Source organism: Colwellia demingiae, from assembly GCF_007954275.1.
Taxonomy (GTDB): Bacteria; Pseudomonadota; Gammaproteobacteria; order Enterobacterales; family Alteromonadaceae; genus Colwellia; species Colwellia demingiae.
In genome coordinates this window covers 1-17,334 of the sequence record NZ_VOLT01000001.1, presented here as the reverse complement: position 1 = coordinate 17,334, position 17,334 = coordinate 1, and the positions used below count along the sequence as shown (strand labels likewise).

The 17,334-nt window shown below is 36.2% G+C and carries 21 protein-coding genes; 12 read left to right on the top strand and 9 right to left on the bottom strand.

The window, feature by feature from the left end; translation table 11 throughout:
• Nucleotides 1–92: 92 nt before the first annotated feature.
• From ESZ36_RS00100 to ESZ36_RS00080, 5 genes are all read right to left on the bottom strand, one after another.
• Nucleotides 93–875, bottom strand: coding sequence for an energy transducer TonB (locus ESZ36_RS00100; protein ID WP_146781835.1), 783 nt, complete (start codon nt 873–875; stop codon nt 93–95).
• A complete protein-coding gene (locus tag ESZ36_RS00095) occupies nt 872–1,288 on the bottom strand; it encodes a biopolymer transporter ExbD (protein ID WP_146781832.1) in 417 nt (138 codons plus the stop codon). The genes ESZ36_RS00100 and ESZ36_RS00095 overlap by 4 nt, the downstream gene beginning before the upstream one ends.
• Nucleotides 1,275–1,685, bottom strand: a complete 411-nt coding sequence (locus tag ESZ36_RS00090; RefSeq protein WP_146781829.1) for an ExbD/TolR family protein — start codon at nt 1,683–1,685, stop codon at nt 1,275–1,277. Before ESZ36_RS00090 ends, ESZ36_RS00095 begins: the two co-directional genes overlap by 14 nt.
• 6 nt (nt 1,686–1,691) lie before the next feature.
• Entirely contained in the window at nt 1,692–2,306 is a 615-nt protein-coding gene (locus ESZ36_RS00085; RefSeq protein ID WP_146781826.1) for a MotA/TolQ/ExbB proton channel family protein, read from the bottom strand.
• Nucleotides 2,307–2,439: 133 nt separating this feature from the next.
• Nucleotides 2,440–3,111 carry a response regulator transcription factor gene (locus ESZ36_RS00080; RefSeq protein ID WP_146781823.1) on the bottom strand — a complete coding sequence of 224 codons (672 nt, stop codon included), beginning with the start codon at nt 3,109–3,111 and terminating at the stop codon, nt 2,440–2,442.
• Nucleotides 3,112–3,235: 124 nt separating this feature from the next.
• Here ESZ36_RS00080 and ESZ36_RS00075 point away from each other — a divergent pair, with 124 nt between their 5' ends.
• Both ESZ36_RS00075 and ESZ36_RS00070 read left to right on the top strand, forming a co-directional pair.
• Nucleotides 3,236–3,820, top strand: a complete 585-nt coding sequence (locus ESZ36_RS00075; RefSeq protein ID WP_146781820.1) for a PepSY-associated TM helix domain-containing protein — start codon at nt 3,236–3,238, stop codon at nt 3,818–3,820.
• Nucleotides 3,821–3,824: 4 nt separating this feature from the next.
• Nucleotides 3,825–4,310, top strand: a complete 486-nt coding sequence (locus tag ESZ36_RS00070; RefSeq protein WP_146781817.1) for a DUF2271 domain-containing protein — start codon at nt 3,825–3,827, stop codon at nt 4,308–4,310.
• A 4-nt stretch (nt 4,311–4,314) separates the two neighbouring features.
• On the opposite strand, the gene ESZ36_RS00065 is transcribed toward ESZ36_RS00070, so the two are convergent.
• Entirely contained in the window at nt 4,315–4,491 is a 177-nt protein-coding gene (locus ESZ36_RS00065) for a DUF2798 domain-containing protein (protein WP_146781814.1), read from the bottom strand.
• Between the two features lie 189 nt (nt 4,492–4,680).
• On the opposite strand from ESZ36_RS00065, the gene ESZ36_RS00060 reads away from it, so the two are divergent.
• Together ESZ36_RS00060 and ESZ36_RS00055 are read left to right on the top strand one after the other, a co-directional pair.
• The gene (locus ESZ36_RS00060) at nt 4,681–5,484 is read left to right on the top strand and encodes a DUF4198 domain-containing protein (protein WP_146781811.1); all 804 of its coding nucleotides are present in this window, start codon (nt 4,681–4,683) and stop codon (nt 5,482–5,484) included.
• A gap of 190 nt (nt 5,485–5,674) precedes the next feature.
• The gene (locus ESZ36_RS00055; protein WP_146781808.1) at nt 5,675–7,729 is read left to right on the top strand and encodes a TonB-dependent receptor domain-containing protein; all 2,055 of its coding nucleotides are present in this window, start codon (nt 5,675–5,677) and stop codon (nt 7,727–7,729) included.
• Nucleotides 7,730–7,850: 121 nt separating this feature from the next.
• Here ESZ36_RS00055 and ESZ36_RS00050 read toward each other — a convergent pair whose 3' ends face one another.
• Nucleotides 7,851–8,492, bottom strand: a complete 642-nt coding sequence (locus tag ESZ36_RS00050) for a Crp/Fnr family transcriptional regulator (RefSeq protein WP_211357739.1) — start codon at nt 8,490–8,492, stop codon at nt 7,851–7,853.
• Between the two features lie 76 nt (nt 8,493–8,568).
• On the opposite strand from ESZ36_RS00050, the gene ESZ36_RS00045 reads away from it, so the two are divergent.
• From ESZ36_RS00045 to ESZ36_RS22635, 4 genes are all read left to right on the top strand, one after another.
• The gene (locus tag ESZ36_RS00045; protein WP_146781802.1) at nt 8,569–9,051 is read left to right on the top strand and encodes a GlcG/HbpS family heme-binding protein; all 483 of its coding nucleotides are present in this window, start codon (nt 8,569–8,571) and stop codon (nt 9,049–9,051) included.
• Nucleotides 9,052–9,130: 79 nt separating this feature from the next.
• Nucleotides 9,131–9,526 (top strand): hypothetical protein, encoded by a 396-nt coding sequence (locus ESZ36_RS00040; protein WP_146781799.1) that lies wholly within the window; start codon nt 9,131–9,133, stop codon nt 9,524–9,526.
• 110 nt (nt 9,527–9,636) lie between these two features.
• Nucleotides 9,637–10,224 (top strand): c-type cytochrome, encoded by a 588-nt coding sequence (locus ESZ36_RS22640; protein WP_211357738.1) that lies wholly within the window; start codon nt 9,637–9,639, stop codon nt 10,222–10,224.
• Nucleotides 10,221–10,619: a c-type cytochrome gene (locus ESZ36_RS22635; protein WP_211357737.1), complete on the top strand. Its 399-nt coding sequence runs from the start codon at nt 10,221–10,223 to the stop codon at nt 10,617–10,619. Before ESZ36_RS22640 ends, ESZ36_RS22635 begins: the two co-directional genes overlap by 4 nt.
• A gap of 86 nt (nt 10,620–10,705) precedes the next feature.
• On the opposite strand, the gene ESZ36_RS00030 is transcribed toward ESZ36_RS22635, so the two are convergent.
• On the bottom strand, nt 10,706–11,782 hold the full coding sequence (locus ESZ36_RS00030; RefSeq protein WP_170235741.1) for a cytochrome-c peroxidase: 1,077 nt from the start codon (nt 11,780–11,782) through the stop codon (nt 10,706–10,708).
• A gap of 127 nt (nt 11,783–11,909) precedes the next feature.
• Complete coding sequence (locus ESZ36_RS00025; RefSeq protein ID WP_146781793.1) at nt 11,910–12,284, bottom strand: GtrA family protein; 375 nt, start codon at nt 12,282–12,284, stop codon at nt 11,910–11,912.
• A 146-nt stretch (nt 12,285–12,430) separates the two neighbouring features.
• Between ESZ36_RS00025 and ESZ36_RS00020 the strand changes: the two genes are divergently transcribed.
• Genes ESZ36_RS00020 through ESZ36_RS00005 form a run of 4 tightly spaced genes read left to right on the top strand, consistent with a single transcriptional unit; the run spans nt 12,431 to nt 16,841 of the window.
• On the top strand, nt 12,431–13,429 hold the full coding sequence (locus ESZ36_RS00020; protein WP_146781790.1) for a glycosyltransferase family 2 protein: 999 nt from the start codon (nt 12,431–12,433) through the stop codon (nt 13,427–13,429).
• Complete coding sequence (locus ESZ36_RS00015) at nt 13,422–14,861, top strand: ArnT family glycosyltransferase (RefSeq protein ID WP_146781787.1); 1,440 nt, start codon at nt 13,422–13,424, stop codon at nt 14,859–14,861. The genes ESZ36_RS00020 and ESZ36_RS00015 overlap by 8 nt, the downstream gene beginning before the upstream one ends.
• A 37-nt stretch (nt 14,862–14,898) precedes the next feature.
• Entirely contained in the window at nt 14,899–15,573 is a 675-nt protein-coding gene (locus ESZ36_RS00010; RefSeq protein WP_146781784.1) for a response regulator transcription factor, read from the top strand.
• Nucleotides 15,570–16,841 (top strand): sensor histidine kinase, encoded by a 1,272-nt coding sequence (locus ESZ36_RS00005; protein ID WP_146781781.1) that lies wholly within the window; start codon nt 15,570–15,572, stop codon nt 16,839–16,841. The genes ESZ36_RS00010 and ESZ36_RS00005 overlap by 4 nt, the downstream gene beginning before the upstream one ends.
• The last annotated feature ends 493 nt before the right edge of the window (nt 16,842–17,334 follow it).

The following is a 17,334-nucleotide window of genomic DNA, read 5'->3' as shown; positions in this document are numbered from 1 at the left end:
AGGTCTAATTTATGTCACTAACCGATCAGTATAATTCGATAACGACATGAATTAGGATGGGGAATTAATATTCTAAATAAGTATTAATACTATTAGCTAAATTGATAGTTCACTTCTAATAACACCGTTTTAGGGAATTGATGTCTAATTGTCTCAGGTGCTACCTTAAATCTGAGTTTTGAAAGTAATACCTTAACGCTTTTATTGATATAACGACTCTTACAAGACTTAACTATTTTGGATTCTGATACCCGGCCTTCGGCATCAATTATAAAGCTGATGGCCACACTGCCTTGGTGCCTTCTGATTTTAGCTTCTTTAGGGTATCGTTTTTGTTTGGTAATATAATCACGCACTTGCGCCATGTACGCCTGCATAGCTGATTGAACACCCGATCTTTGAAAGCTTTCAACACTCTGGGTATTGTTAACGGTAGCAGCAGACTGTGATAACTCGTTACTCTTTTCAATCGCTGTAGCTTTGTTATTCTTTTCAATATAATCATCATTAGATTTTGTGTTGTTGTTCTTAGTCAGTGCTACCTCGACCTTTTTTACAGGAATAGGAATAGGAATAGTTTTTTTTACTGGTACAGACACTAAGCGTTTCACTGGTTTTTTAATTTTGGCCACAGGGGATTTTTTAATTGGCTCTGGCGGTTTACTCACCAGTTCGGCTGGCACGTTTTGCGGGATTCTTTCTGTACTTTTGTTTACTGGCGTGCTGGAAAACGTTAGATTCATATCAACTACCTGCAAGGTTTTATGGTTATTCCTTCCACCTCTATCGACTTCTTCGCAGAAAATCACGTTGAAATAAAGCGTAGCAATTAATCCAGTTATCAATGTCGCTATAGGCTTTGCTTGCCAGTTCATGACTTACCCTCTTTTGTTGGAAGTGATAGTTGCGTTACTAATTTGATGTGTAGAACACCAACCTTACTTAGCTCATTTGCAATTTTCTCTAACATGCCTGTCGTTATCTCGCTATCAGCGAGTAATGATAACGCTTTCCTATTATGAAACTTGATTGCTAAGGAGGAAAAAACTATGGTTTTTTTCTGGTAACTTAACGCACCGTCTTTGCTGACAAAAAGCCATTTGTCTTGTGAGTTGTTGTTCTGCTCTAAAGCATTTTCTTTGGACTGGTTAGGTATTGAAATACCGGTAATGGGCGTTGCAATGTGCGCAGAGACCATAAAAAATATCAATAATAAAAAGATAATATTGATTAATGGCAGCATGGGCTCTATTACCGGTGTAGCGGTTGTTTTTTTAGTTAATTTCATAGCCAATAAATTCACTGTTAATTTTGTTTATGCCTAATGTTGATAAGCTTTCTTTGACCGTGATAAAGGTTTGTAAGCTTATATTGGCTTCGGGCATTAATAAAACCTCAGTTACCTTATTTTCTTGCAAATACGCGTCTACTTGTGACCGGCTCATTTCTATATTATTAACGCGATAACTAATAGCATTGGATGTGTCATTTTTTTTGATACGAATACTGATACTGTCAGTATCAGTGACGGAAATTTCTTCTGTAGCAGCTAACGGTAAACTTTGCTTTTGTAGTTGCATGAATTGGCTGACTAACATAAAGAAAATCAATAAAATAAACACTACATCAATCAGTGGCGTTAAACTTACTATCGGTGATTTTTTAGGCTCTTCGGACAGTTTCATTCTGAATTACAGCCATTGAGTTCTGATCGATATATCAGTTAAAACGGTCTCTATTTGACGTTGCGCTTTTGCTAGCATACGTTCAAAAAGGTGCCAAAGTGAAAGAGCAGGTAAGGCGACAATAAGCCCCGCAGCTGTAGTTAATAATGCTTGAGAAATTCCCGCAGACAATACACTTGGATCAACTTGCATGCCTGAATTTTTTAATTGGTCAAAGGCATTTATCATGCCTAAAACGGTACCTAAAAGACCTAATAATGGCGCAGTCATGCTGATCACTTCAAGGGTTTTTAATCCACTACGCATATGCTCTATTTTATTGGTCGCGTATTGCTCCATCACTCCTTCAAAATCATCTTTGTTATTATGATACTTTGACTGCTTAAGTGCATGATTTGTAATCTCGTTAAGTAAATATCCGTCACTGTTTTTTTCGCTATAACTTTCTACAAGTAAATCAGCACTAAACTTTTCTAACCATAATGCGTAATGGCGACTATTGGCGACACCAAACCAGATAAATTGTGCCAATTTATAACTGGCAATCGACACTGAAATAATAGAAAGTGCGATTAAAACCCATAAACACCATCCGCCTTGAACTATCCACTGAGGAATCATTTTATTTCCTGAAATATTTATTATTGTTGGTGAGTTTGATGCCCGACAGGTATTCGCTGTAGGACAATTTTAATTGTGTTGCTTAAAGTAAACTAAAAGGTTGTATTGCAGCTACGCGAATTAATCATTGTGATTAAAAGGGGTGAGCTAGGTGATATCCTTGACCATAAACGGTATCGATAATAGGTTGTTGGAAAGGTTTTTCCATTGCCATGCGTAAGCGATAAATATGTGTTCTTAGGGGAGAGCTTGCGGGTGATTCTTCACCCCATATTTCTTGTTCAAGCATTTGACGTGAAACGATATTTGGATAATGTTGCACTAACACTTTTAGAATATTCATTTGTAGAAAGTGAAGTTTCACCGTGGTTTCATCGCAAGTTACTGTTCTCAAGTTATAGTCAATTTTAAGTTTTGCTACTGTTTGTTTACCAATGTCTCTTCGTGGCCCACGTAGTGTTAATGCTTTAATACGACAATGTAGCTCTTCAAATGATAACGGTTTGTTTATAAAATCATCGGCACCGGCATTAAAAGCCGCTATTTTGTGTTGGGTATTATCTTTTTCACCTAAAAAAATAATGGGTGTACTAATAAAAAGTTCATTCCTGAGTCGATGGCACAAGGTCAGAGAATCTAGCTTATGAATGTCATAGTTAATGACAATGACTTCATAGCTATTTATTGACGCTAATGCTAAAGCAGAGATGCCATTGAATGCATAATCAAGTTCAATGTCATGTTTAGTTAAAAAATCCCCCATAGTTTCTGCATACTGCACGTTTTGTTCAATTAGTAAGATCATAGCTTTAACCGTAATGTGAATTATTATCAATCGTATTTGTGGTTTGTTATTTTACTCGGTTTATTGTCTACAAAATGTCTAAGCATAATAATTCAATAGCATTGATCTTTGGGTGAAGTTGTTAATGTTATATTCCACTCTTTTATTTATTAGTCTTTTTTATAAGTCATATTTTATGAAAGTAAAGAACAAACACCTTCGGAAGCTGCATATTTATTGCTCCTTAATTTGTTGTACTTTGTTATTGTTTTTTTCATTAACAGGGATCAGCTTGAATCATAGGATGACGCTTGAAGCAACACCAAAACAGAGTACTAACCAGTATGTAATTCAGGGCGTAGAAGCACCAAGTATTAAATTACTCTTACGCGAAGTTAATATCTCTTTGACTGTTAAAGAACTTGAGCAATTACTATCACAGAAAGAATTATCTTTACCAAGCCCAGGGAAAAGGCTTGAGTTATACATTGAAGATCAGCAGTTATTTATTGACAGGATAGATTTTGGTTTAGTGAGTCAACTCAATGAGTTGCACCAAGGACGGTATACTAGTGATCTGTGGAAACTTGTTTCAGACATTACTGCCATTGTCTTCATTTTTATCGCTCTTACAGGCGTTTGGTTAGGTCTTAGAGATGCCAAACAACGTCGAAATTACCTTTTGTTTCTATCGCTGAGCTTAGCTACTTTTATATTACTAATGGAGTAACAAATTGAAAATAACATCGAAGTTTTACATAACCATATTGTGTGGAATACTCTTTATAAGTCAACCCTCAGCCAAAGCAGCAAACTTACTAACACACAAATTAGTTGTCCAAATTGAATTAACACCTTTTCAAACAAAACATCAGAATCCTTATTTTTCTCTTTGGTTAACTAATGAGAATAAAGAATATAAAGCACTGGTTGTCTTGAGAGAAAAAGTTAAATGGTTAAGGGATTTAAAAAAGTTCTGGCGTAATATTGCGCGAGAAAATAGAAATGAAAGTGACGCTGTTACCAGTGCAACAAGTAAAAAGAAGCAATTTAACTATAGCTTTGAAATCGAAAGTCTTTGGCAAGATATATCACTCGAGGTGGTGCGTGAAAATGGTAATAGGGAGTTGGTATACTTTCCACTTTCAACAAATAAAGAATGTGTTGAAGGGAAAGTTGAAATAGTCAAACTGTGCGCTCAATTGATTGTTAATGAGTAGCAAGTTACTTCTTAGGTAATAGTTTATTGACTAAACGTTGTACCAGCGGTTGTATAAAGAAGGCAGTGGGAAATGCAATTGGCCAGGCAAAGAAAAAAGCATCTCGCCAAGCAGATAAAAATATGATGTCTCTTATATTGTACTGGGTCGCCATGATACAGCCACTCATCACTGTCGCCATAAAAAAGACATTAAGATTGAACTTAACAGCTTATATTTCAGTTGATAGCGCATTGTTATCCTTATTTTAGTTAATTAACTTCGCTAGTCTACAATGTAAGGCGTCTAAAAGTTGTCATCTCTACGTGACAATTCAGTGATAATCATTACGTAATAATGAGAGTAGTTATCAATTAAAGGAAATACTCGAATGAAAAAATTTATACTAGCAAGTACTTTGTTATCTACCTGCCTTTCAATACAAGCACATGATATTTGGATAAAAGCAGATACTCATGAAATAAATAATGATGAACAAAAGATATTTGCTTTAGATGTATCTCGTTCTGCTCAAGCGTATGTTGCTGAAGCGAACCATGAAATAAAACAGCTTAATATGACAGCGCCGGATGGACAATCTAAAAAAATTACGGCTGATTATTCAGGCAAGGTAAAAGAAGTATTTGAAGTAGAGTTTAATGAAGCGGGCACGTATCATTTTGAAAGTCCTATGACGCAAGTTTTTCTTTCTTTTTATTTTGATGAGGAAGGTAAAAAGCATAAAATTCGCATGCCAAAAACAGAGTATCATACGTTACCTAAGGGCTCTAAGCCTGAAAAAACGGTGGAAAAGCAAATTACTACAGAAACGTACATTAGCTATAATGGTTTTAGTGATGTGAAGCAAACGAATCAGCAAGGTTTGCAAATAGTGTTAATGCAGCATCCGAATAAATTAAGAGTGGGTAAACCTTTACGCTTTAAACTGACTTTTAACGGTAAGCCTATACCCGAAGCGGAAGTTGCACTGAAAAGCTTGAATGAATTTTATTATCAGGACAGTGATAAAGTTGAAGTTGACATAACGTTAAAAGACAAAGGCCTGGTAACGTTTAACCCAAAACACCCAGGACGTTATTTATTGGGCGTTGAATATGGTTTACCTCTAAAAAATAACACGAAAGCTGATTTTAGATCGATTGAAAAATTTTTAACTTTTGAGATTACTCAATAAAGAACATTTAGTGTAATAAAATGAGGAGTGCAACCGTTGCACTCCTCATTGACCCCTCTAGCATTATCCCAGTTATCCCAGTTATCCCAGTTATCCCAGTTATTCACGCTCGAGAAGCGCCGTTGTGACATTTGAGTTACAGGATCTAAATCATAATGATTCTTATTTGTAATGTAGGAATGTAAACATAATGAACACATCCAAAATTTCTGTGGCTATTTGCTTGGCCTTGAGTAGTCAAATAGCTATAGCAGCAGTAACAGATGAAGATAAATATTTACTCGATAGCATAACCGTTATCGCCAGTGATGCCGACGTAGATGAACAAGACTCGGTTAGAGCCCCTCAAGCAATTTCAACGGTTAGTGAGGCAACAATTAAAAATATTGGTAGTAAAAATATCCCAGCGGCAATACAAATTTTACCGAATGTTGATATTTTAGGCGGGCCGTCAACGGGCAGTGAAAACATATCAATTCGAGGTTTACCTCAATCCCACGCTTATATATCTATCGATGGTATTTATCAAAGTAACTATGCGAGTAAAAAGGGAAGCTGGCAATTAAATCCCAACTTTGTTAAAAATATTAAAGTAACTGCCGGCCCAACGTCAGGCGCTGCAGCAGGTAAGATAACCATTGAAACCTTATCCGCCCTTGACTTATTAGCCGTGGATGAAAGCTTTGGTGCTAAAGTTGACTTAGGTTACCGCAGTAACAATGCTCAGCAAGATTATGGTTTATCGTTATATGGAAAGACAGATACACTTGACTATTTAGTCGCAGGTCAAACAAGTGAACGCGATGGTTATGAGATTGGTGGTGGTGGTATTAATGAAAGAACTCGAGGTGATCAAACCTCGGGCCTAATTAAAATAGGTAACCAATTCAATGCTGACCAACGCTTGGTTTTTACTCTAAATCATGATGATAGCCGTACTTTTCAAGTAAGAAATGATGTTGGTTATCGCGATACTAAATATGTCGGTAGTTCATTGGTATGGAGTGATGCAGCCAGTGATAATGATTTAGTCGATTTGCAAGCGTCAGCGTATCTTAACTTTGTTGATTCATTCACATGGGAAGAAGAACGAGGCAATACTGAAGGTATCCAAGATATTCAAGATGAAAGTTGGGGCTATAATATAGCTAATAATTCATTAATGGATTTTGGTTTATTACATTATGGTACTTCAGGCCATTTCACTACCCATACTGGCGCTATTATTAAAACTGACGCTGACACGGGTGAAATCATCGAAGATGAAAGTGCCGGTAGTGAAGCATCGAGTAAATCATATAAACTTGCTGGTTGGATTAATATGCAATTACCTGTAGGTGACTCTTTTGAGGTTATTCCAGGTGTTCGTTATGATTCATTTTACGTTGAGTCATCAAATGCTATCGGCTTAGATGGCGAACCCTTATTAAGAGAGGGTCGTACAGAAACTCGCACCTCTAAGTCACTTAATATGATTTATAACTTCAATGATGAAATCAAATTTTTTGCGTCTTATGCTGAAGCCTTGAATGCGCCTAGTAATGGTTCATTGTTTACTTCTGGCAGAGGTTTTAAACCTAATCCAGAGCTAAAGTCTGAGCGAGCCGATAACAAAGAATTAGGTGTGGTTTTTGACTACCAAGGTATTTTTTCACAAGGAGACTCTTGGGTTAGTCGAGTGAATATATTTCAAAATGATATTAAAGACTTTATCACCGATATCTATAGTGCGGAGTGGCCAGACGGTGAGCGGGTAAATATTGGCGAAGCACAATTAAAAGGCTTTGAAGTGAGTACAAATTATCGCTTAGGGGATTGGGATTTGTCTGCCAGTTACGGGAAAACTAGGGGAATCGATAAGAATACGGGCTGGTATTTAACTGATATGCCATCCGACAAAATTAATCTTATTAGTAACTATAGTGTTAATGATGAACTCGTTTTTGGTACGAGTGCAACATTTGCTTTTATTCATGATAAAACACCGACACAGCAAGTTATTGAAGGTGGTGAGATTGAAGATATTCCCTCTGAAGGTGTTGGAAGCTGGTTTACTATGGATATATTTTCTACTTATGAACCTAAAAATGTACAAGGTTTAAAAGTTAATTTATCAATTACCAACCTTTTTGATCGTGGTTACGCACAACGGATGGACTTTGAAAGAAATGGCGATCCTAAAAATCCAATCGAGTTTTATGAAGAAGGTCGTAGTGTTAACGTAAACATAAGTTATGCATTTTAAATTGGTAACATAAAATAGTAGATATATACCGCTGTTCGAATATTATTGAATAGCGGTATATAAAATTATTTTTTGTGCTTTGTTCTTTTTACTGAAAGTAGAATAATTTAAAATTGAGATATTAAAGGGGTTCGAGAAGAGGTTGAAGTACTTTAATATTTTTATAGCCTAATAAGATCAATCCCTGCGATTGAAGGCTATTGAGTTGTAAGCCTACTGCTTCTTTAGTTACACCCAGTAATGAAGCGAGATCTTTATGGCTGATTACTAAGGTTGAACTATCTTGCCATGAACATAACTGGCAAAGCATTGCTTTAGTTCTATCGAACAAGGTATCGAAGACTATTCCTTCAATGGTCGAGTAATAATGCTCAACATAATGAGCCATTTGTTTGATTACAGCTGGCCACAGGTCGGGCTCAGTATTGGCTAATGTTATAAACTCGCTTAGCGATATCTGGCTGAGCTGAGTGTCTTCAAGCGCAACAGCGTCGTTTGGTCTAATACCGAGACCAAAGCAACCAATAAAGCCAAACCATTCATTTTCTTGTAAATCTTTAAGAATTAATTCTTTACCTTTTTCACTGACTTTACTGATCCTTACCACTCCTTTGTTTATGAAGTAGAGATGCTTAGCGGTATCACTTGCATGGTGAATGTATTGTCCAAGACTGTACGATTTAGTCAGTGTTAATGCGGTGATTTTGTCTTGAGATGATTGACTCAACTGGTAAAACCAATGTTCAGCTGAAATATTTATCACTAAAAGTAATCCTGATTGTAGAGTTGGAGACATGAAAACAAGTATAAATGGTTCTCTAAATAATTAGGAGATAAACATGAATAAGAAAAATTTTTTAACCTTAACTTTAATGGCTCTAAGTATCACTTCGGTAAATGCAGCTGAGTTACCGAAGAAATATTTTCTTCCTACCGCAATTGCAGAGTCTATTGCTAAGGCAGCTATTGCCGAGTGCAACGAAATTAATATACCGGTATCAGTGTCGGTAGTTAATGATCAAGGTAGACTCATTTACTTTTACCGCGGTGAAAAAACGGGTACTAACTCTATCCACACTAGTTTTAGAAAGGCCTATACTTCTGCAACATTAAAGATACCTACTTCTCAACTAAGTCGAGCACCAGAATCACCTGGCTTTAGTCAACTTGGAAAAATGGAAGATGATATCTTGTTGTTAACGGGAGGCTTACCTTTAATGCACAATGGCGAATTAGTGGGTGCTATTGGCCTATCTGGCGCTCCAAATCCTATTATAGAAGAAAATTGTGGTAAAAAAGCGATTAGCAAAGTCTTTAACTAGTACTCTGGATAGATACCTTCGTGATATTCAATATGGGTTATACTTAGCATGATGAGGGTGTCTATTATGAGAGTCTGTAATGTTTTTAGAGCATGGTTCATTTGAATTTGAAGTTATTGGGCAGGTTTTGATAATGCGCCCTGATGGTGCTTGGAATTTTGAGACAGCTGTTAGGTGTTGTCGAGAGTATAAGGAATTAGCTAATACAATTAATGATTCTCCATGGGCCTGTTTGGTAAACTTATTGTCTTGGGAATTAGGAACACCAGATATTTGGCCCGAGATTGATAAGGTGAATGCTTGGGCTGATAAAAATAATGAGAAATTTGAAGCAGTAATTTGTTCGAATAGCTTACAAAATATATTGTTAGAACAAACCTATGATAAATTTACAAATGTTCAGACCGCTTTTTTCGAAACGGAAGTAGAGGCCTTTAAATGGCTAAATAGCAAATTGTTAGCTCATAAAAAGTGAGACATTTTATATCACTACAAGAAGATTAAAACTGTAACGATTAATTAGACATTTTGATTACATTACTTAAGTTATTCTCTCAGAATAACTTAAGTAATAGGTAAATCGTAATGAATAAATCACATAAGCAGTTCTTATTGATAGTGCTTACAAGCATTATAACTTTCTCTTCGAGTGCCGATAATCAAATTTCAGGAGCACCTTTATGGTCTACTCCTGAGCGTGGCGTTGCAATAGACTCAACTGATAAAATCTATAGTAGCAACCCTATGTTATTTGAGGTCATAGCAAGTACTAAGCGCTACTCACAGCAACAAATAGACGATAAATTTAGTGCGCCAGATTGGTTTCCAAACCAGCATGAAAAAATGCCTGCTATTGTACAATATGGTAAAGCACCCAAAGTTTGGGCGTGTGCTTCTTGTCATTTAACGTCAGGCTCAGGACATCCCGAATCAGCGACGCTTGCTGGTCTTGATAGCCAATATATTCAAGCTCAAATGTATGCGTTTGCTGATGGCTCTAGATTAGATTATTCAGGTCATATGAACCGAATGGCTAAAGAGCTAACTAATTCAGAAATAGAAGAAATTAGTGATTGGTTTTCCAATTTAACGCCTAGGAATGTCACTACGGTTATTGAAACGTCTCAAGTTCTCAAAACTTATATTGATGATACTCGTATGATACTCGTATGAGACTTTTTGCAGAGCCTCCTACAACAGAAGCTATTGGTTATCGTATTATTGAGATCCCTAATAACTTAATTGAAGTTAAAAAACGTAATCCAAATAGCACTTTTATTAGTTATGCACCGATAGGTAGTTTAGCGCGAGGTAAGGAATTAGTCAGTACAGGTAATGGTAAAACTATTCCTTGTGCTAGCTGCCACGGTACGGAGTTAAGCGGTAGTACCATTGCCCCAGCGATAATAGGTAATTTTGCTAGTTATACAGTACGTCAATTACATGGTTTTAAAGGGAAAAGCAGAAAGGGTAGTCAAACCATTATGATGCAAGGTGTTGTAAATGACTTAACAGATGAAGATATTGTTGATATTTCTGCTTATTTAACGTCTTTACCCGTGAATTAATATTTGGTAAAAAATATAAAAAGTGAAATCCAATAAGCGGGAGTGGCTATAAAATATGTAAACCACTGCCGTTTATTTTAACTCTTTCAGTGAATATCGCCGCCAACGGTTAAACCACTTGGGACAGTATCAGGTATTCCCCGATAAAAATCATCAGTATTAAGTGTTTTCAGAAAGGCTTCTATTTCTCTGAAATCATCATCACCAATGTTAACTTCAATATCACCTCTATTTTCATAATCAGCTATTGCGTCAATCAATCTAGCGCGAGATCCATCATGCATATAAGGGGCAGTGTAAGATATATTTCTTAATGTCGGAGTACGAACCACATCCTCACCTATAATGGCCTCTCCAACGTGTAAAAGATTATCAGAAAGCATAGGTCCCATATGACATCGAGTGCAGCCGCCATCAATAAATGTATTGAGTCCTATTATTTCTTGTTGAGAGAATAATGTTTGCTCTCCAGAAAGAAATCGATCGAAGCGCGTGTTTGGCGAAGTAATCTTTCTTTCAAATGTTGCTAATGCTTTGACTATGTTTGCACTGTTAATAGCGTTACTTACAGCAAATGCCTGTTCGAATAATTCCACATATTTAGGAATGCCTTGCAGTCGAGCGACAATTTTTGCCATAATTTCTTGTGCACTAATGTTATAGCCAAGCATTTCAACAGGATTTTTAATGGGTCCTAAAGCTTGATCTTCCAAGGTATTTTCTCTTAAGTCCCAAAAATATCCGCCTGAAACAAAATCACTACTCGTTTCATTATTAGCGGTGCCGGTAAAAGCAACATTCATTATAGTGGGACTATGGATCGCGGTTATTTCGAAGCCATATCTTGCGGGTCCTAAACCAATACCATCAGAGCCTATAGAGAATGATCTTCCGTCAGCCCAGCCTAAATCTGGGTGATGACATGAAGCACATGAGGTATTTTGATCGCCGGATAGGATAGGGTCCCAAAAGAGAAACTCGCCTAACTGTTCTTTTGTGTCATTGTAAGGATTATTATTGGGGTAAACTGATTTTGATGGTAAAGGGCTAAAAATATTAGAATAGTCTCTAATTTGAATATCATTTTCTATACCCTCAGGGTTTTCGCAGCTCATTAAAAAGGCACAACTTAATGTGACTAAGCTAATTTTCAACAGTTTCATATATAACATCCGCATAGTTTATTTAAAATGAATTGACCCTTAAATAAAGTCAATAAGAGGTGACATTTCCGGCGAGTCTGACATGTAATATGTCGCTGAAATGTTTCATGATCTGCCCGTGAGAGCATTAATTAGAGGTCTTTATAAAAACTAAACGATTAGAAAAAAAATAATTACTAAATAACCCAGCCAAAATACCCAAACAAAAAGCAATAGGAATAGCCGTTATATCTTTCATGAACCAAAATAGTAGTAGATTTATACTGCCCGATAAATGAGCGACAAACATATGCTTGCACCATTGTGGGATAACACGAGTAAACTGTTGATGACTATAGGTATAAATTCTATTACCAAGCCAAGTGGAACTAGCGGCCACCCAAAATGATAACAATCGGGCTAGCATTATATTGTCAGATATATAACTTAAAAATACAAAAAATAGACTATCAACAATAAAGCCTAGGCCACCGATAATACAAAACCTTTTGAACTGCTGCATAACTTCCACATCAATGACTTTCAATAAAAGATCAGCTTATCGCGAGTAAGGTCTAAAAAGTGTCACTATGATCACAGAAAAGTGGTGACTTTTTTTAGACCTTACTTGGTTTAAAGTAACTCCAGAATAAATATTTGGAGTTACAAATGCAGCTTGTAAATAATGAATCACCAATTAAAAATGAAATAACGCTAAGTATCATAGTGCCTGTTTATAATGAGCAAGAAATGTTACCAATATTTCATCATCAACTTGAAAAAACACTGAGTACACTCTCTGATCACAGCTTTGAAATTGTTTATGTTAACGATGGTAGTTCTGACGATAGCTGGGATGTCATGCTTAACTTAAATAGTCATTATGCAAATATTGAGTGTATAAATTTGAGTCGAAATTTTGGCAAAGAAGCTGCGATGACTGCGGGGATAGATAATGCGAAAGGGCAAGCCATCATTTTATTGGATGCTGATTTACAAGATCCGCCGGAGCTGATCCCTAAAATGTTGGTAGCATGGCGCCAAGGCTTTGATGTAGTGAATATGAAACGTAGTGCACGACTTGGTGAGTCTAGATTTAAATGTTGGACAGCACACGTTTATTACCGACTACTTGACCATTTATCTGAGGTGCCACTACAAAAAGATGTTGGAGATTTTAGATTACTCAGCCGAAGAGTTATTGAAGATATCAAGCAGTTGTCTGAACGAAGCCGATACATGAAAGGCATTCTTTCTTGGCCAGGATATAAACAAACCACTATAAGTTTTGAACGCCCGGAACGAGTAGCTGGAGAAACTAAATGGTCATTTTTACAATTGGTTAAATTAGGATTGTCAGGTATAACCGCATTTAGTGTTAAGCCATTAAGAATAGCGACTTGGGCTGGTGCGTTAATTTCAGCTTCTGCTTTTTGTTATGGATTTTGGATTTTGATAAAAACGTTGGCTTATGGTGAAGTCGTCGCTGGTTACCCCTCTATGATGTTGATACAGTTATTTTTAGGCGGAGTACAATTATTAGCAATTGGTATTTTAGGAGAGTATATAGGGAGGATTTATGCTGAAGCTAAGGCTCGTCCAATCTATTTAATTATGGATAAAGAAAAGAATGACATAGCTCATTCGATGGTAGAAAAACATGGTTGATTCAAATATCCGTGATAGTAATATAATTTCGTCATTAGTATTTTGGGCTGCAACAATAATTTTATCATTAATAGTCATTAGGTTTATCTCATTAGGCCTATTTCCGCTTTATGACACAACAGAAGCACGTTATGGTGAAATGGCTCGGATAATGTATGAAACCAATAATTGGGTGACTCCTCAATTTGATTATAATGTTCCTTTTTGGGGGAAACCGCCATTTCAAACATGGATAAGTGCTTTAAGTTTTTCTTGGTTTGGTGTTAGTGAGTTCAGTGCACGTTTACCACATTTCGTTTGTGGTTTACTAACCTGTTACTTTGTTTTTCGTTTTACTAAATCACTTACCAACAAAAATAGTGCAATTTTTTCTCTATTAGTACTTACTTCAAGCCTTGGTTTTATCATTGCTATAGGTATGGTCATGACAGATAGTGCTCTGTTAATGTCATACACTCTGGCCATGGTTTGTTATTGGCAATGCTATAGCCAAGAAGATAAAGTGGTATCTGGGCATTTGTTTTTTGTCGCTTTGGCATTGGGTATGCTCATTAAAGGCCCCGTTGCAGTTGCACTGATTGGCATAGCACTAGTTATTTGGAGCGTCTGGCAAGGTTGCTTTAAAGTTGCAATAAAACGGTTACCTTGGCTTACCGGTATGCTGGTATTTTTGGTGCTAACCTTACCTTGGTATATTTGGGCTGAGATACGTACGCCAGGGTTTTTAGAATATTTCATACTGGGAGAGCATATTCAGCGGTTTCTTGTTTCAGGATGGCAAGGTGACTTATACGGCACAGCCCATGTTAAGCCAAGAGGCATTATTTGGCTGTATTGGCTTGCTTGCGCTAGCCCATGGTCCTTTGTCGTTATAGGCTTAATTGTTAATAAGTATCGTGGAATTGCTTTACCTCAAAATAAATTTAAAGCGTTGGGAATTAATAAATACCTAATATGTTGGATAATATCGCCATTATTACTATTTACCTTAGCTGGCAATGTTTTACCTATTTATGTATTGCCCGGTTTTAGCGCGCTAGCAGTACTTGTTGCTTTAAACTGTAGATTAACAAAATGCAGTAACTATTTAGCTCTCATTTCATTAGCGATCATAGCGTTAGTTATTATGATATTAAGTTTGGGGATAGTTAATAAGAAGAGTGAATCTGAATTACTTGGCATTAATCGAACTTTCTCGCAATATACGCCACTGTATTATTGGAATAAAAGACCTTTTAGCGCACAATTTTATTCCAAAGGACAAGCTCAATTGCTTGAACATAAAGACAAACTAAAGATGTTATTAAACTCAGACGAATCGTTTTTTATTGCGATAAGTTTACGTGACTTTGAGCTCTTACAAAGTGCTTTAACGCCAGTTTGTGTGGTAACTAATCAAACAAAAAATCGTTTGTTGTTTAAGTGCAAATAACGTAATCAATGTAATTAGTACAATTAAGGATCATCTTTTGAAAATTTTATTGGTAGAAGATTGTCAAAGTGTTGCTGAAGTGATTTTTGATTATTTTGAAGAATCAGACTTTGAGCTAGATTATGCTGCTACGGGAAATTTAGGATTATCGTTAGCACAGTCACAAAAGTTTGACTGTATTATTCTCGATATTATGTTGCCAGGGCTTGATGGTATTAGCCTTTGTAAGCAGCTTAGAGCCGAGGGAAATAACACCCCTATTATAATGCTGACAGCACGAGATACTAATAGTGATATGTTAATAGGGCTCAGACACGGAGCAGATGATTATATCGTAAAGCCTTTTAATTTGGAGTTATTAGAGGCACGTATCCACAGTGTTACTCGTCGACATTCTGGTTCAGGTTTTATTACTCAATTGACTTGTGGCCCTATTACTCTAGACATAAACACTCATCAAGTGTGGCGTGGGAAGCAAGAAATAAAATTAACACCAATTTGCTTTAAAATATTAAGCCTCTTAGTTAAAAAATCACCTAACGTTGTCTCGCGTCAAGAGATAGAGGAGCTGTTATGGTCTGATGATTTACCTGACCAAGATATATTACGCAAACATGTTTATCAGCTTCGCCATAAGGTAGATAAGCCTTTTAAAGAAAATATTATAGAGACAGTACCTAAATTAGGTTACCGCTTGGTGGTAGGACAATGAACAATGCTAAACCAATGAGTAGTAAAATTATCCGAGTTTACTTATTGGGAGCTATGGTATTGTTAGTTTTTTATGGTGCAATTTTTAATAACGCAATTCTATACACTGAAAATAAAAGTAGTGAACGCCGCTTAGCATTAATTTCACCCTACCACTTTAAGTTATTTAGCCAAGGTTTAAAGGGCGAAATCCAAATTGACCCTATGTTAAAAATATATGATCAATATGATATTTTACCCTCTTCGATAAAGCGAAGAATCAATGAAACCTGGCAGGGAAGTATCATCTTTCATTTTGAAGATGATCATGAATATAGTGTGTTTGCAATGCAAGCTATGACAGAAAAAGGTCTAACTATTGTTTACGCGTTGGAAGATATAGATGCGATTGAATGGGGCGATACAGAATTCGCCATTTTTCAAACTGCGATATTTGGATTTGGATTATTCATTTATATTATTGCAGCACTCTTTATTATAAAAATGGCTAAGCGTATTAGTATGCCATTTTCAAGCTTGGCTGATAAATTAGAAAGTAGTGATAATGAAGAGTATACGCCATTATCTGTTGATGGAGAGTTATCACAAGAGTTAGTGCAGATGTTAACGAGTATCAATAGTTATCGTAGTAGGATCAGAGATACGTTTATGAGAGAACAAGCTTTTACTCGTTATGTCAGCCATGAACTACGTACTCCTATGACGGTCATTCGTGGTGGCATAAGTATCTTAAGACGATTAAAAGATGAAAAAGTCCAAAAGCAATCTAACAGAATTGATAATGCTGTCATTGAAATGGAACAGTTAGTTCATACCTTTTTGTTACTTGCGAGAAATGAAGATGCCGCGACCACCAATGTTGATATTTCAGATGTATATATTAAAGAAATAATAAAAGACCTTGAATCAACCATACAAGCTAACCAAGTTAATTTTAATCAACATCTACAAAGTGACTTTAGTCTTAACGTTCAGCCTTTATTATTTGCGGCAGTCATTAACAATTTATTAAAAAATGCCATTAATTGTAGTGTTGAAGGACAGGTTGATTTATTTATCTCTCCACAAAGAATAGATGTTATTGACAATGGTGTTGGTCTTGATTCGCAACCTCGTGGTTATGAAGGTTTTGGTATTGGCTTAAATATTGTTCGGGATATTTGTGAAAAATATCACTGGGAATTCAGTATCAAAAATAATGAAGGTGATGGTTGCACAGCATCTGTCATTTTTCATAAAAAATATGATGCTTTACATAACATCGACTAAGCGGTTATTCGAACTAACTTATTATATTAATAACGTATTCTTACTAAACTACGTATCGAAGGTCACGATATTGTGAATTCGGATAATGATATGGAACTAGTCATAGTAATTAACCGTGATTTATTTGATTTAGTAGTACATGGACATGTTACTAAATTTGTTGGAAATATTTACTCATTTGTATACTGATACCATGGCCTTAGATTACTTCGAAGCATTAAACTTATATGAAAGTATGAGTAGGTTGTAGTCACCACTGAAAGTTTTTATCATTTTGTTACTGCGAAGTGCCTAAATGATTTTGGTCATAAATTTGTAGTTTGTAACTCTATTGGGGGCGGAATGTATGGTCCGCCTCAATATTGCAAGTAATAATATCGATAACGTAGTTGGTTTGCGCTAATGTATTCGGAGTCTTTGTTGGTTACCCAATATATTAGGCCCAGCTCCACGATGAGATCCGCGCTAGATTGTCCTCAAAAGCGCCAAAGCA

Bases quoted from the DNA above. Each gene is read 5' to 3' on its own strand.
- ESZ36_RS00100 (WP_146781835.1), bottom strand. From the start codon at position 875: ATGAACTGGCAAGCAAAGCCTATAGCGACATTGATAACTGGATTAATT.
- ESZ36_RS00095 (WP_146781832.1), bottom strand. From the start codon at position 1,288: ATGAAATTAACTAAAAAAACAACCGCTACACCGGTAATAGAGCCCATG.
- ESZ36_RS00090 (WP_146781829.1), bottom strand. From the start codon at position 1,685: ATGAAACTGTCCGAAGAGCCTAAAAAATCACCGATAGTAAGTTTAACG.
- ESZ36_RS00085 (WP_146781826.1), bottom strand. From the start codon at position 2,306: ATGATTCCTCAGTGGATAGTTCAAGGCGGATGGTGTTTATGGGTTTTA.
- ESZ36_RS00080 (WP_146781823.1), bottom strand. From the start codon at position 3,111: ATGATCTTACTAATTGAACAAAACGTGCAGTATGCAGAAACTATGGGG.
- ESZ36_RS00075 (WP_146781820.1), top strand. From the start codon at position 3,236: ATGTTATATTCCACTCTTTTATTTATTAGTCTTTTTTATAAGTCATAT.
- ESZ36_RS00065 (WP_146781814.1), bottom strand. From the start codon at position 4,491: ATGGCGACAGTGATGAGTGGCTGTATCATGGCGACCCAGTACAATATA.
- ESZ36_RS00060 (WP_146781811.1), top strand. From the start codon at position 4,681: ATGAAAAAATTTATACTAGCAAGTACTTTGTTATCTACCTGCCTTTCA.
- ESZ36_RS00055 (WP_146781808.1), top strand. From the start codon at position 5,675: ATGAACACATCCAAAATTTCTGTGGCTATTTGCTTGGCCTTGAGTAGT.
- ESZ36_RS00045 (WP_146781802.1), top strand. From the start codon at position 8,569: ATGAATAAGAAAAATTTTTTAACCTTAACTTTAATGGCTCTAAGTATC.
- ESZ36_RS00040 (WP_146781799.1), top strand. From the start codon at position 9,131: ATGTTTTTAGAGCATGGTTCATTTGAATTTGAAGTTATTGGGCAGGTT.
- ESZ36_RS22640 (WP_211357738.1), top strand. From the start codon at position 9,637: ATGAATAAATCACATAAGCAGTTCTTATTGATAGTGCTTACAAGCATT.
- ESZ36_RS22635 (WP_211357737.1), top strand. From the start codon at position 10,221: ATGAGACTTTTTGCAGAGCCTCCTACAACAGAAGCTATTGGTTATCGT.
- ESZ36_RS00030 (WP_170235741.1), bottom strand. From the start codon at position 11,782: ATGAAACTGTTGAAAATTAGCTTAGTCACATTAAGTTGTGCCTTTTTA.
- ESZ36_RS00025 (WP_146781793.1), bottom strand. From the start codon at position 12,284: ATGCAGCAGTTCAAAAGGTTTTGTATTATCGGTGGCCTAGGCTTTATT.
- ESZ36_RS00020 (WP_146781790.1), top strand. From the start codon at position 12,431: ATGCAGCTTGTAAATAATGAATCACCAATTAAAAATGAAATAACGCTA.
- ESZ36_RS00015 (WP_146781787.1), top strand. From the start codon at position 13,422: ATGGTTGATTCAAATATCCGTGATAGTAATATAATTTCGTCATTAGTA.
- ESZ36_RS00005 (WP_146781781.1), top strand. From the start codon at position 15,570: ATGAACAATGCTAAACCAATGAGTAGTAAAATTATCCGAGTTTACTTA.